The sequence below is a fragment of the Paenibacillus sp. OSY-SE genome, from assembly GCF_000283315.1.
Lineage (GTDB): Bacteria > Bacillota > Bacilli > Paenibacillales > Paenibacillaceae > Paenibacillus_B > Paenibacillus_B profundus.
Window position 1 is genome coordinate 198,807 of record NZ_ALKF01000204.1, and the last position, 13,878, is coordinate 212,684.

Annotated in this window: 14 protein-coding genes and 1 pseudogene; 14 read left to right on the forward strand and 1 reads right to left on the reverse strand. The window is 42.9% G+C overall.

Annotated features, from left to right (window positions below; genetic code table 11):
- The first annotated feature begins 1 nt into the window (after nucleotide 1).
- The 9 genes and pseudogenes from A372_RS0130780 to A372_RS39730 all read left to right on the forward strand — a co-directional run.
- Nucleotides 2-379, forward strand: a complete 378-nt coding sequence (locus A372_RS0130780) for a DUF2304 domain-containing protein (RefSeq protein WP_019424795.1) — start codon at nucleotides 2-4, stop codon at nucleotides 377-379.
- Nucleotides 376-717 carry an EamA family transporter gene (locus tag A372_RS0130785; RefSeq protein ID WP_019424796.1) on the forward strand — a complete coding sequence of 114 codons (342 nt, stop codon included), beginning with the start codon at nucleotides 376-378 and terminating at the stop codon, nucleotides 715-717. Before A372_RS0130780 ends, A372_RS0130785 begins: the two co-directional genes overlap by 4 nt.
- A 75-nt stretch (nucleotides 718-792) precedes the next feature.
- Nucleotides 793-1,536 carry a sugar phosphate nucleotidyltransferase gene (locus tag A372_RS0130790; RefSeq protein ID WP_019424797.1) on the forward strand — a complete coding sequence of 248 codons (744 nt, stop codon included), beginning with the start codon at nucleotides 793-795 and terminating at the stop codon, nucleotides 1,534-1,536.
- 14 nt (nucleotides 1,537-1,550) lie between these two features.
- Nucleotides 1,551-2,099, forward strand: a complete 549-nt coding sequence (gene rfbC, locus A372_RS0130795) for a dTDP-4-dehydrorhamnose 3,5-epimerase (protein WP_019424798.1) — start codon at nucleotides 1,551-1,553, stop codon at nucleotides 2,097-2,099.
- Nucleotides 2,100-2,110: 11 nt separating this feature from the next.
- Complete coding sequence (rfbB, locus tag A372_RS0130800) at nucleotides 2,111-3,127, forward strand: dTDP-glucose 4,6-dehydratase (protein ID WP_019424799.1); 1,017 nt, start codon at nucleotides 2,111-2,113, stop codon at nucleotides 3,125-3,127.
- A gap of 3 nt (nucleotides 3,128-3,130) precedes the next feature.
- Nucleotides 3,131-3,970, forward strand: coding sequence for a dTDP-4-dehydrorhamnose reductase (gene rfbD, locus A372_RS0130805; protein ID WP_019424800.1), 840 nt, complete (start codon nucleotides 3,131-3,133; stop codon nucleotides 3,968-3,970).
- Nucleotides 3,971-3,988: 18 nt separating this feature from the next.
- Nucleotides 3,989-4,933: a glycosyltransferase family 2 protein gene (locus A372_RS0130810; RefSeq protein ID WP_019424801.1), complete on the forward strand. Its 945-nt coding sequence runs from the start codon at nucleotides 3,989-3,991 to the stop codon at nucleotides 4,931-4,933.
- Between the two features lie 52 nt (nucleotides 4,934-4,985).
- Nucleotides 4,986-5,186 carry a hypothetical protein gene (locus A372_RS0130815; RefSeq protein WP_157259864.1) on the forward strand — a complete coding sequence of 67 codons (201 nt, stop codon included), beginning with the start codon at nucleotides 4,986-4,988 and terminating at the stop codon, nucleotides 5,184-5,186.
- Between the two features lie 198 nt (nucleotides 5,187-5,384).
- A pseudogene (locus tag A372_RS39730) lies at nucleotides 5,385-5,554 on the forward strand (sugar transferase); the annotation flags it as partial.
- On the opposite strand, the gene A372_RS0130820 reads toward A372_RS39730, so the two are convergent.
- Nucleotides 5,555-6,436 (reverse strand): class I SAM-dependent methyltransferase, encoded by an 882-nt coding sequence (locus A372_RS0130820; RefSeq protein WP_157259870.1) that lies wholly within the window; start codon nucleotides 6,434-6,436, stop codon nucleotides 5,555-5,557.
- 1,090 nt (nucleotides 6,437-7,526) lie between these two features.
- On the opposite strand from A372_RS0130820, the gene A372_RS0130825 reads away from it, so the two are divergent.
- The 5 genes from A372_RS0130825 (at nucleotide 7,527) to pcrA (ending at nucleotide 13,781) form a co-directional block, all read left to right on the forward strand.
- Nucleotides 7,527-8,426 carry a glycosyltransferase gene (locus A372_RS0130825; protein ID WP_019424804.1) on the forward strand — a complete coding sequence of 300 codons (900 nt, stop codon included), beginning with the start codon at nucleotides 7,527-7,529 and terminating at the stop codon, nucleotides 8,424-8,426.
- A 73-nt stretch (nucleotides 8,427-8,499) separates the two neighbouring features.
- Nucleotides 8,500-9,906 carry an undecaprenyl-phosphate glucose phosphotransferase gene (locus tag A372_RS0130830; RefSeq protein ID WP_019424805.1) on the forward strand — a complete coding sequence of 469 codons (1,407 nt, stop codon included), beginning with the start codon at nucleotides 8,500-8,502 and terminating at the stop codon, nucleotides 9,904-9,906.
- An 83-nt stretch (nucleotides 9,907-9,989) separates the two neighbouring features.
- The gene (locus tag A372_RS39195; RefSeq protein WP_019424806.1) at nucleotides 9,990-10,115 is read left to right on the forward strand and encodes a hypothetical protein; all 126 of its coding nucleotides are present in this window, start codon (nucleotides 9,990-9,992) and stop codon (nucleotides 10,113-10,115) included.
- Nucleotides 10,116-10,473: 358 nt separating this feature from the next.
- Nucleotides 10,474-11,184, forward strand: a complete 711-nt coding sequence (locus tag A372_RS0130840) for a heptaprenylglyceryl phosphate synthase (RefSeq protein ID WP_019424807.1) — start codon at nucleotides 10,474-10,476, stop codon at nucleotides 11,182-11,184.
- A gap of 200 nt (nucleotides 11,185-11,384) precedes the next feature.
- Nucleotides 11,385-13,781 (forward strand): DNA helicase PcrA, encoded by a 2,397-nt coding sequence (pcrA, locus tag A372_RS0130845; RefSeq protein ID WP_019424808.1) that lies wholly within the window; start codon nucleotides 11,385-11,387, stop codon nucleotides 13,779-13,781.
- Nucleotides 13,782-13,878: the final 97 nt, after the last annotated feature.

The following is a 13,878-nucleotide window of genomic DNA, read 5'->3' on the forward strand; positions in this document are numbered from 1 at the left end:
TATGATATCACTAAAATTACAAGTAATACTGATAATTGCTTCCGTGATTTGTGCCCTGATTTTATTTAATTTAATCAAAAAATATCGATTAGAATTAAAGTATACGATGTTGTGGTTGATTTTGATGTTTATTATACTTAATTTAGCTATTTTCCCTGGCTTAATTAGACTTCTTGCAAAGGCAATGGGAATTGAACTTCCGGTAAATGCTTTGTTTTTATTAGTTTCATTTAGTTCCTTTGCAATCTTATTTTCGATGACAATAACTGCATCCAGGTCTGCGACAAAAATAAAAGAACTTTCACAAGAGTTAGGGCTATTAAAATTAGAAGTAAGCCGCTTGACGGAAGAGTTGCGGGTAAAGGAGAAAAATAAATGAATGCACTTCTTCTGTTTATGAATATTACTATGCTCGTAGCTGGCCAAGTTTTATTTAAGATGGGTTTAGATAGAATGGGTGGAGTCACTTTAGTCACTTCTTGGAAAGCATTGTTTATTCCGCATATCTTAGTAGGATTGGTATTATATGCGTTAGCAACTTTGGTATGGTTTGTTGTTCTTTCTAGAATGTCATTGAGCACAGCATATCCTATCTCGAGTTTAGCATATGTATTCGGAATGATAGTTGCTTTAATTGTATTTAACGAACCCGTATCCATAACTAAATGGATAGGTGCAGGTATCATTATCTTTGGAGTAATATTGATATCAAAATAAACTTGTCTGAAAGTAGATCGTCTTATTTATAGGATATTTACACTAATTAAAATAACTTAGTAAGGATGGATAGATATGAAAGGGATTATTCTATCAGGCGGCACTGGTTCGCGCCTTTACCCTCTAACAAAAGTAACAAATAAACATTTATTGCCAGTGGGCAAATACCCAATGATATTTCACTCGGTAAATAAATTGAAGCAAGCTGACATTCAGGATATTCTTATTATCACAGGTAAAGAACATATGGGAGATGTCGTTAATCTCCTTGGCAGTGGGAGCGATATGGGAGTTTGCTTTACCTATAAAGTTCAAGACGAAGCGGGTGGTATTGCTCAAGCACTTGATTTAGCTGAACAGTTTGTGGGTGACGATCAGATGATCGTTATACTGGGGGATAATGTATTCGAAGATGATATTGCCCAATACGTAGATAATTTCCGCCAGCAAAAACGTGGTGCCAAAATACTTCTGCAACAAGTGCATGATCCTAAGCGTTACGGTGTTGCAGAATTACAAGGTGATCATATTATGTCTATTGAGGAAAAGCCCCAAGAACCAAAAAGTAATTACGCAGTAACTGGAATCTACATGTTTGATTCCACAGTATTCGATATTATCAAAACACTTAAACCTTCTGGTCGTGGAGAACTTGAAATTACAGACGTCAATAACGCTTACATAAAGCGGAATGAACTTACGTTCGATATTCTTCAAGGCTGGTGGACAGATGCTGGTACTCATGCATCACTTGCACGGGCGAATGAGCTTGCCAAGGATATTACGTTTGGTGAGGAATTTGGGAAATTGAAGCTGTAAGGAGTGTTTAAGACATGAAAGTAGAAGCTTTATCCCTCGCAGGCGCATATGTTATCGAACCGGTAATCCATGGGGATCACCGGGGCTTTTTTATGGAAAGCTATAATGAACAGAAGCTGAAGGAACAAGGGATTTCATTCAATTTCATTCAAGACAATCAATCGCTGTCTGCTGAGACAGGCGTAGTTCGAGGATTGCATTATCAGCTTAATCCCAAGGCCCAGACGAAGTTAGTTAGAGTGATTTCTGGAGCAATTTATGATGTCATTGTTGATATACGTAAAAAGTCACCGACATTTGGGCAATGGGTTGGAGTAATTCTAAGTGAGCATAACCACCGTCAGCTTTTGGTGCCAAAGGGATTTGCACATGGTTTTAGCACCTTAGTGCCAAATACTCAGGTTTTATATAAAGTGGATGAATACTACTCACCGGAGCATGATCGTGGCGTTCTATGGAATGATCCGGCCTTGGGTATTGATTGGTCAACAACATATCCTATACTGTCTGATAAGGACAAGGCACATCCTGTCCTTAAAGAAGCAGAAATAAATTTTGAATAGGGGATAGTCAAGTGAAATTACTCGTAACTGGTGGAGCCGGATTCATCGGAAGCAACTTTGTCATATACATGCTGAGAAAATACCCTAACAATATAATTGTCAACGTAGATGCGCTAACCTACGCTGGTAATCTCGAGAACTTGACTGATATTCAAGACAACCCAAATTATCGTTTTGTGAAAGCAGATATTGCAGACGCCGAAGCGATGGGCCAATTATTTAGCGAAGGTGTCGACGTAGTTGTTAACTTTGCGGCAGAATCTCATGTAGATCGCAGTATTTTAGAACCTGCAATATTTGTAAAGACGAACGTACTAGGAACACAAGTACTTCTCGATGCGGCCAAAAAGCACGGAGTCTCAAAATTCGTTCAAGTGTCGACGGACGAGGTTTATGGTTCTCTTGGAAAAACGGGATTGTTTTCGGAAACGACTCCGCTAACGCCGAATAGCCCATATTCAGCCAGCAAGGCCGGAGGAGATTTTCTGGTACGGTCGTATCATGAAACGTTTGGCCTTCCTGTAAATATTACGCGCTGTTCGAATAACTATGGGCCTTATCAGTTCCCTGAGAAGCTTATCCCATTAATGGTAACCCATGCTTTGAATGATAAGCGGCTCCCGATATATGGGGACGGGCTTAATATTCGTGACTGGTTGTACGTTGAGGATCATTGCAGTGCAATCGATCTCGTTATCCACGAAGGTCGTAATGGTGAGGTTTATAATGTAGGCGGTAATAATGAGCGCACGAACATCCACATTGTTAGAACGATACTAGAGCAGCTTGGAAAGCCAGAATCATTAATTAAATACGTTGAAGACCGACTCGGCCATGACCGTCGCTATGGAATTGACGCGACTAAGATAACGACCGAACTCGGCTGGAAACCTAAGCATACTTTGGAAACAGGAATTAAAGAAACAATTGATTGGTATATGAATAATCGGACTTGGTGGGAAAGAATACAGTCTGGCGCATACCAAACTTATTACGAACAACAATATAGGAAACGGCTGGGGGAGTAGGATATGAGAATACTCGTTACAGGCGCTAATGGGCAATTAGGTGCGGACGTAGTCCGCCTTTTTTCTGAAAAAGGACATGATGTTGTTGGACTGGGTAGAGCGAAATTAGATATCACGGATGACCAGATTTGTAATGATGCCATTTCGGAACTACAGCCAGATACAGTCATTCACTGTGCAGCCTATACAGCTGTCGATAATGCGGAAACGGATCAAGATAATGCCTACTTGATTAATGCTATCGGAACCAGAAACATCGCCGTTGCTGTAGAACGTGTGAAGGCCAAAATGTGTTACATTAGTACGGACTATGTGTTTGACGGGACCAGCTCAAGCCCCTATTATGAATATGACAATACTAATCCATTGACCGTGTATGGAAAATCGAAACGGGCAGGGGAACAATTGGTACAGTCCTTATGCTCCCGGTGGTTTATTGTAAGAACTTCCTGGGTGTATGGAGCTTCAGGTAGCAATTTCGTCAAGACGATGTTGAAACTAGGAAAAGAGTGCGACTCCCTGCAGGTAGTTAATGACCAATGGGGTTCGCCAACGTATACATGTGATCTTTCATTATTTTTAGAGGAACTTACAACGACAGAGAAGTATGGTATATATCATGCTACTAACTCGGGAATATGCACATGGTATGAATTTGCCCAGGCCATTTTTGAACAGGTAAAAATCCCTGTCACAGTTGAACCGTGCACGACAGACCAATTTCCACGTCCGGCGCCAAGGCCTCGATATTCAGCTATGGAACCGATGGGGATACGAGTAAATGGCTTTGCTCCAATCCGACATTGGAGAGAAGCGCTACAAGATTATATAAATCAACATTAGAATGGGAAGTGAATGAGTATGGGGGAGCAACAAGGCAAAGTTCAGGTTCTTGTTTCAACCTATAATGGGGAGAAATATTTGGCGGAACAGCTTGATAGTCTACTGGAGCAATCCCATTCTCATTTCTTCATTACGATACGTGATGACGGTTCATCTGACAATACATCGAAAATTATTCATAAATATGTGGCTAACTATCCAAACAAGATTGAAGCTTTTTATGAAAAAAATATTGGAGTTATTGCAAGTTTTTTTGAACTGATTTCCGATTATATCCATGATGATACGGAGTATATATGTTTCTGTGACCAAGATGATGTGTGGATGCCAGATAAGCTGGAAAGAGGCATACGTTCATTAAGCGAAAATTCTCGTGATATACCTATGATGTATCTAACTCCTACACTCATGGTGGATGATGCGTTACAGCCTATCAACTGCTGGCCCCCAGTTCCACAACGAGGGCCATCTTTTTTTAATGCACTGGTAGAGAATATAGCAGTTGGAGCCACGATTATGATAAATCGTCGAGCATTTGATATGATGAAGTGTAATATACCACATCCTCAAAATATCATCATGCATGACTGGTGGGCGTATCTAGTCGTCTCTGCATTTGGTAAAGTGATTTATGATGGAAAACCAAGTATTTATTATCGGCAGCATCAAAATAATGTTGTAGGTGGACAAAGCGGGATTAAAGATATGTTGGCAAGAAAATGGAAAAACTATTTGAAACATTGTGAGACGACAGTTTATTGGAACCAAGCTAAAGAGTTTGAACGATGCTGGGGGGAGCAGCTCCCATTTGAGTTGAAAATTGAATTACAACAGTTTCTACTTCCGAGTCGAGGAATATTAGGAAGGATAAAATATGCATTGACTTCACATCTATACCGACAGTCAACGTTGGATAATCTCGTAATTCGACTTATGATGATTAAAGGAGATATACTAAGATGATAGATCTATCCGCCATCATCCATAACAAGTCTTCCGGCAGTAATATCCGCAGGTGATGGTCCAGGACAACCTGGGCTTTTCCAAAACGATAGGCATGCGCATTGCGGAAGAGCGTTACCTCCTGCTTCTAAACTCTGACACCGTCATCCAACCGGAAACGCCCGATATAATGATTCGCTTTATGGGTGAGCATCCGCAGGTCGGGACGGCACGGTACAAAGCCGTTCTCTCGGACGGTTCCTTGGATGGCTAAGCTTCTCGTTCATGACACGCTCTAATTGCCAAGCGTCCCCAATATCGCCTTATACCGCTTCTGATCCAAAACATCCCATTCAATGCGCACCACAGTTTTTTGCCGTCGCGGCCGTACTCTGAATAACTTTGCCGTGATGTAGATGATTAACGTACGTGTCCGTTTGATGTGGTGCGCAACCGGGTGTTAAGCGTTTTTGACATTTGGCTTGAGGAACGCATTCGTTATGATATTTTCTATATAGAAAACTGGTCTTTGCTATTTGATATTAAAAATATCTGGAAGACGATACTGAACGTTTCATAAACAAAAAATGCCTATTAAAATTAAAGTACACCGCAGGAAGAGATTCCTTTGGTTTACTTTAATCAACTATTTTTTTTGAAATAAAAACAACCGATGTCTTCAGGGAAAATACCCTTAATTAGTAAAGATAGTTTGATGAGAGGGCTAATAATATTGGCATATTTTTTTAAACTATTATCCATAAGAATACGACTTTTAATATCTGTGGAATCAATACTCTCAAGTTTATGATTATCGACTAGACTAAAACTATTCTTTTCAAAAACTTTTTTCAAACTCTTATGATTAAAATAATAAAAATGAGGACTATGGAAATTAAACTGCCAGAGTCTGTTCATAAAAGTGGTGATACCCAATTTATAAAAGACACTCCCTATCCGATAGAAGAAACCGGTATGTAGAGGGATGTTAACTATTACATAGCCATTATCTTTCAGTCTTTTATAACAATTTTCAACCACCAAGTTTATGTCAGGAATATGTTCCAATACATCATTAAAAATGATAAAATCATACAAATCTTCATTAACTAGGTCATCGGGAAAAAACCCCCTAACCATTTGGTGACCTTTGCTAACGCAAAAGTTAAACATCTCTTCTTCTGGTTCGATTCCAACACAACTTATTCCGTTTTTCTTGGCAATGTCCAAGAACCATCCATATCCATTCCCAACTTCTAATCCAACTAGTTGCCCTGATTTTTCAGTAATTTTTTTTAATTTATCTATTATAATTGAAAAATTATTATAACGTAAACTTTCCAATGCCTTATAACGAGTTGTTTCATCTAATTCAGAAATATAGCTTTGATTAAACCGTACATCAGGTGCAAAGTATAATTTGCATTTTTTGCAGTAATATACATCATTTGTCAACCTCATTCTAATGCTTGCTTCTGAATTACATACACTGCATGTTGAACTCAAGACAATACCTTCTTTCAATTATTTAAATGACCCCTTCGCAAAACGAAATAGGTGAATCAAAATGTAATCTAATTATGAAAATTAGATAGTTTGCTTTGTGAACTGTGATTTTTATATATTAGGTTTCTTTGTTAATATCAAGGCTTACGTTTATATCTGATTAATATGCATATGTCGACATAAGGTGTCTATGTAGACTTTCATTATACTATGTTAAGCTTTTTTAGTGAATTATAAGTTATCCTAGAATATTAGTTTTTGCGGCACTTTTTAAAAGGCTCTTTCTTCTTCATTATACAAATACAAATTTATTAGAATGCTAACTCAACAAAAATACTTTATAATACCCGAAGTCGCCAGATTTCTTTTAAGTGCTTATTTTCGCTCTCCAGCGATCGAAACTCTTGTGGGGGAAGGCGTATACGTTGCAACAGCCTTCGAGGTTGGAACTGTATGCTGCCAGTTACTAAGTTATGCTTGCTTCATGCAACGATAAAGTATCTTAGGAGCGATGCATAGCGGCGGGCTACCTACGCCGCATTCCCTGAGCTGCTTAGTTTAGATGGTGTTTGATTTTAAATGTGAATCTTCTCCGTTGCATAGTCCCCCTCCATTGGTTCTACATTTAGCTTACACTGTTAAGTGTGCTAAACTCAAATCCAATTTCGGGGCTTAAAAGAAATGATGAAGAAGAATGTGCCTCATTCTAAAAGTATCGTTATTTATGACTGGTGGGCATATTTAGTCGTTTCTGCATTTGGGAAAGTCATATATGATAATATATAATATGAAACCAACTATTTTATTATCGGTAGCATCAAAGCAACATTGTAGGTGGACAAAGTGGTATTAAAGATACGCGAATAAGAAATAAAAAAAATTACTTGAAGCATTGAGAGGCTAAAATCTATTGGAACTAAACCAAAGAGTTTGAACGATGCTGAAGAGCAGCTACCTTTGGATTTGAGATCGAATTACAGCGATTTATGCTTCCGAATCGCTGAATATTATGGCGAATGAGATAGGCTGTTACTACACATTTAAACCGTCAGTCAACATTGGATAATCTTGTAATTCGACTTATGATGATTAGAGGGGATATTTTAAAATGATAGATCTATCCATCATTATCATCAACTATAATACTAGGCAATTAACCCTTAACTGTTTGGAGTCTGTCTATCAATCCGTAACTGACTACCAATACGAGGTCATCCTAATCGACAACGCTTCACGCGATGACTCCGTTCAAGTCTTCCGGCAAAAATACCCGCAAGTCGAGCTTATCGCCAACGAACATAACCTGGGCTTCTCTAGAGCCAACAATCAGGGCATGCGTATATCTAATGGACGCTATATTCTTCTGCTTAATTCCGATACAGTTATTCAACCGGATACGCTCGATGTTATGATTCGGTTTATGGATGAGCATCCTGAAGTTGGGGCGTCGGGCTGCAAAGTCGTTCTGCCGGATGGGACACTGGATAAAGCGTGCCGCAGAGGATTTCCAACTCCTTCAGCTACGTTTTTTTACGTGTCTCGCTTATCGAAGCTGTTCCCCAAAAATCCGCGAATCAATGCGTACCACCGTGAAGATTTAGACCCTGATGAGGCTTATCCGATTGATTGCTTAATTGGAGCATTCATGATGGTGAGACGTGAGGCGATAGAGCAGGTCGGGATGCTGGATGAAGACTTTTTTATGTATGGGGAAGATGTTGACTGGTGTTACCGCATAAAGCAGGCAGGCTGGGTTAACTATTACTATCCAAAGACAAAAATTGTTCACTATAAGCGGGCAAGCAGCCGGAATAAACCTTTTAAAATCACGTATGAATTTCATAGAGCGATATATGTCCTCTACAATAAACATTTCAAAAAGCAATATCCGTTTTGGGTGAACGCGCTAATGTATGCCGGTATGGGTGCAAAGTTGGCTGCAGCTTTGACATTGAACGCGATAGCGAAAGGCTTGGCCATTTTTCGGAGACCGCAAACAAATAAATAACAACCATTCCCTTACAGTATGAATCTCTAGTATAATGGTCTTAATCAAATACGGTAAAATGAGGTTCTTATACATGATTCGCAAAAATCAGAAGTTTTTGTCGAAAATATATATGATTTTCGATATTCTCGTCATCGCGATCGCATTCGGATTGGCTTGGTGGGTAAAATTCGATAGTGGCTGGTTGGATAACGATGGCTCATTGTCTTACAGGACTTATATGGGTTGGGGAGTTGTATACGCAGCAACCGTTATTGTTGTTGGCACCATGTCTTCGCTATATCATTTCCATCGGAAAAAGCGGTTCTCGGATCAGCTTGTTCGCATCATTCAAACGCATGCGATTAGCTTGTTCGTGTTGCTTAGTTTGTTGTTCTTTTTCAAACAAATCCATATATCCCGTGAATTCCTGGCGGTCTTCGTAGGGACTGCAACAATGGGAACTATCGTCTATCGATACACTGTCAAGATTATGTTGCGCTCCTTACGTCATAAAGGGTATAACAAGCAATTTATCATTATTCTAGGAGCAGGCACACTAGGGAAACGGTTTTATGAAAATTTGCGGAATTACCCGGAAATGGGTTATGAGGTTATCGGGTTTTTAGATGATCGGGCAGAGTGGGATTTCATTGAAGAGAAACGGTATGAACCAATTTTAGGAACTTTGAATGAATTAGAGCGAGTACTGAATGACAAGTTGATCGATGAAGTCATTGTTGCTCTCCCGTTAGACGCACATCATAAATTCCCAGACATTATCGAAACATGTGAAAAAGCAGGAGTGCGTACACTCATCATTCCGGACTTCTTCGACTATCTGCCTTCACGACCATACTTTGATAACTTTGCGGGTATGCCAATGATTAACGTGCGTGATATTCCGCTCGATGTACTGCGAAACAGGGTGCTCAAGCGAGCCTTTGATATTGCGTTTTCATTAGTGGCCATCATCATAACGCTGCCAGTTATGCTTGTTATTACGATAGGGCTAAAGTTAACCTCCCCGGGTCCAATCATATTTAGGCAGGAGCGGGTTGGATTGAACCGGCGTCACTTTATGATGTACAAGTTCCGTTCAATGAAGGTGAGTAAGCAGAATACATCAGACACGGTGTGGACAACGGAAAATGATCCGCGTCGTACGAAGTTTGGCTCTTTCTTGCGAAAGACCAGCTTGGATGAACTTCCTCAGTTCTTCAATGTGCTTTTCGGACATATGAGCGTAGTTGGTCCAAGACCGGAGCGTCCGTATTTTGTGGAACAATTCAAAGAGGAAATTCCGAAATATATGGTGAAGCACCATGTCCGCCCGGGCATTACTGGCTGGGCTCAGAGCAACGGCTTACGCGGAGACACTTCAATTGAGGAACGGATTCGTTACGATATATTCTATATTGAAAACTGGTCTTTATTATTTGATATTAAAATTATTTGGAAGACAATTATGAACGGATTTATTAATAAAAATGCCTACTAAAATACTTGTACGAAAAAGGTATAAATTAAACTTTTTTCTCCCCAAACTGTGAATACCATCACGCTTTGGGGAGTTGTTGTATCATGAGCCAACATGAAAAAGATATGGAAACCGATCACACGGAAGTAGGACGCGGTTGGGTTATCGCGCTAATACTCGGTTCAGCCATGTGGATTGCTATTGCCGTCATTGTCGTCCGTGTACTCTAATCTTCAATCTATGCGGTCATTGCATCCTTCTGCATTGTGTATTTCAAATTGCAAACGCAATACACTTCTCCATCATTTTCACCGTGACAACTCTTCCCGTTTTTATTACAATAAGAACATACATTCTCTTTATTGTAGGCAACCTATATATTCATCCTTCTCTTCATTGACACCCCCTACGTGCACCCTTAGACTTAACTTTGGTACACTATATATACGAGCATAAATGAAGCGAACGCTCTTTGGCGGAGACATGCAATTTTGAACAGCATGCAGCCTTTACGCATGTAGCAATATTGATCGAGGCATGTGTATTGCATTATGCGTAAAAGAGCGACGGACATGGAGGAACACAACCTTGAATACGCCTGTTATACCTATAGACTCGTGGCGGCACGTGTTCAAATTGGACCCAGATAAAGAAATTGGCGATGAAGCACTGGACAGGATATGTATGTCCGGCTCGGATGCAATCGTAGTCGGCGGGTCGAGCGGGGTAACGTTTGAGAATACGGTGGATCTGTTGTCGCGCATTCGGCGGTATGAGCTGCCGGTCGTGCTGGAGGTGTCCAATCTGGATGCCGTGGTGCCGGGATTCGACGCGTACCTCATCCCAATGGTGCTGAATACACCGAATCCGGATTGGATCATCGGGCAGCATCAGCGTGCGATACAGCAATATGGTTACATGATTCCGTGGGATTTGCTAATACCAGAAGGCTACATTATATTAAATCCTGACGCGACGGCGGCTAAGATTACGGAGGCGGATGCGAGTATAACAATCGCTGAAACGGTCGCGTATGCGCAAATAGCGGACAAGCTAATGCGTCTCCCCATCGTGTACGTCGAATATAGCGGCATGTATGGCGATATGGAGCGGGTGAGCGAGGTTAAGCGTGCTCTTCGTCAGGCTCAGCTGTTCTACGGTGGCGGTATCCGCACGATGGAGCAAGCACGAGCAGCAGCCGCAGCGGCAGATACGGTCGTGGTGGGTAACATAGTATATGAAGATTTGGATGCGGCCTTAGCTACGGTAGACGCCGTGAAGGTAGCGCCATTAAAATAGGAAATATGATTGAACACAAGAATGAGACATCGGCATACCAGCCGAGAGGATAGATTTATTTTTGGATCAGCGATGAATCAGTCAGGTTATTTTTCATTGAACAAATCTATTGCTGATTCATCTAGCAGAATCGGCACATCCCTAGACACGGATTGATCATGCCTGTTCTACTTGTCCAACAGAAAGGAGATTGCGCACTTATGTTTGAATTTTTAGAATCAGGTGCACAGACGGGAGCTTCACGAGCAAGTATTGACATTCAGGATGCGATTAAGCGCCTTAACCCAGAGCAGCGCCGCGCGGTAGAGGCGACAGAAGGGCCGCTGCTTATTATGGCGGGAGCGGGATCAGGGAAGACGCGCGTGCTGACGCACCGTATCGCTTACCTTATCGCTACGCGCAAAGCTGCGCCATGGAGCATCCTGGCCATTACATTTACGAACAAAGCATCCCGTGAAATGCAGGATCGGGTAGCGAAGCTAGTCGGTCCGGAAGGACAGGACATTTGGGTATCTACGTTCCACTCGATGTGTGTGCGCATTCTGCGCCGAGATATCGAACGAATCGGTTATACGTCCAATTTCTCCATTCTCGATTCGGCGGACCAGTTGTCTGTCATTCGAGGCTGCATGAAGGAATTAAATTTTGATACGAAAAAGTTTGAACCCCGGGCAGTGCAAGCGGCCATCAGCAGTGCGAAAAATGAGCTTGTCTCCCCGGAACGGCTAGAGCAGAAGATTGGCGATTTTTTCGACGGTATCGTCGCGAAGGTGTACAAGCTGTACCAGAAGCGGCTGAAGAGCAACAACTCGCTCGACTTTGACGATCTGATCATGTCGACAATCCATCTGTTCAAGGAAGTGCCGGAAGTGCTCGACTTTTATCAGAAGAAGTTCAAATATATTCACGTTGACGAGTATCAGGATACGAACCGTGCGCAGTACATGCTGTGCCGCATGCTCGCAGATCAGCATCATAATATTTGCGTGGTGGGGGATAGTGATCAGTCCATCTACCGCTGGCGTGGGGCGGACATTACGAACATTCTGAACTTCGAGGAAGATTACCCGAAGGCAACCACAATATTCCTCGAACAGAACTATCGGTCTACCGCGAATATTTTGAATGCGGCGAATGAAGTCATTAAGCAGAATACGGGCCGTAAACCGAAGAAGTTGTGGACCGACTCCGGCGAGGGAAATAAGATTAAAGTCTATCAAGCGGATACGGAACATGATGAAGGCTATTTCGTGACGGCGGAAATTAAGAAGAACAAGATGACCGGCACATCGTACAGCAATCACGCGATTTTGTACCGAACGAATGCCCAGTCCCGGGTAATAGAGGAAATTCTCATCAAGTCCGAAATTCCATATCAGATCGTCGGCGGCATCAAGTTCTACGACCGCAAAGAGATTAAGGATTTGCTAGGATACTTGCGGTTAATATCTAACCCGAACGATGATATCAGCTTGGAGCGCATTATCAATGTGCCGAAGCGGGGCATTGGGGCGACGACGTTAGCCAAGCTGTCCGACGCGGCGTCGGCACGAGGCACGTCGGTCATGGAAGTCATAGCGAATATGGACGACTTGGACATCGCTCCAAAGACCAAGGGCACACTGCGTGAATTCCGGTCGATGATCGATGGCTTGCATCACATGGTTGAATATTTATCTGTCACGGAATTGACGGAAAAAGTGCTGGAGATGTCTGAGTACAAGCTTGAGCTGCATCGGGAGAACACGCTGGAATCGAAGGCGCGGCTTGAGAACATCGAGGAGTTCCTGTCGGTAACGCAGGAATTCGAGCAGCGCAATGATGACAAGTCGCTCGTGTCGTTCCTGACCGACTTGGCTCTCATCGCGGACATTGATTCGGTGAATGATACCGACGAAGAGGAAGAAGACGCGGTCATCCTCATGACGATGCACAGCGCCAAAGGATTGGAATTCCCTGTCGTCTTCATCATCGGTATGGAGGAGGGAGTCTTCCCACACAGCCGCGCCTTCAGCGACAACGAGGAGCTGGAAGAAGAGCGCCGTCTCGCGTATGTAGGCATTACGCGCGCAGAGCAGCAGCTCTTCCTGACGTGTGCACGAACGCGCACACTGTTCGGCCGGACGAATGCGAACCCGCCGTCACGCTTCCTCAGGGAAGTGCCGGAAGAACTGATGGAAGACGCATCTTCGTCGGGCACGCGCTACGGCGGGGGCGACCGTTACGGCCGCAATGCATCCTCCGCCTCCTATGGCGGGCGCGGTCTCGGCTACGCCGGAGGCGCAGGAGCGAACCAAGCGTCCGGCACAGGCGCGTCAAGCCAGGCGCCGGGCGGATGGCGCACATCCACTCCAGGAAGCAAGGCACCGGCCGCCAGTGGCGTCACTGTCACGACTTCGCTCGACAAGGCGAAGCAGGATGGAGCGCAAGACGGCAGCATCCAAGCTGGCGACAAAGTGTCCCACGCCAAGTGGGGCGTCGGCGTCATCGTCTCCGTCAAAGGGACGGGTACCGATACGGAGCTGCAGATTGCCTTCCCGGCGCCTGTCGGTGTAAAGCGTCTCCTGGCGGCATTTGCGCCGGTTACGAAAGTATAAATGAACAGCAGGTAGAATATCCTGGTGATGACCTTGAAGTGACTTTGTAGATATGAGTAAGAAAGGGGCACCCTCCGTGTCGAATGCACATTCCCGC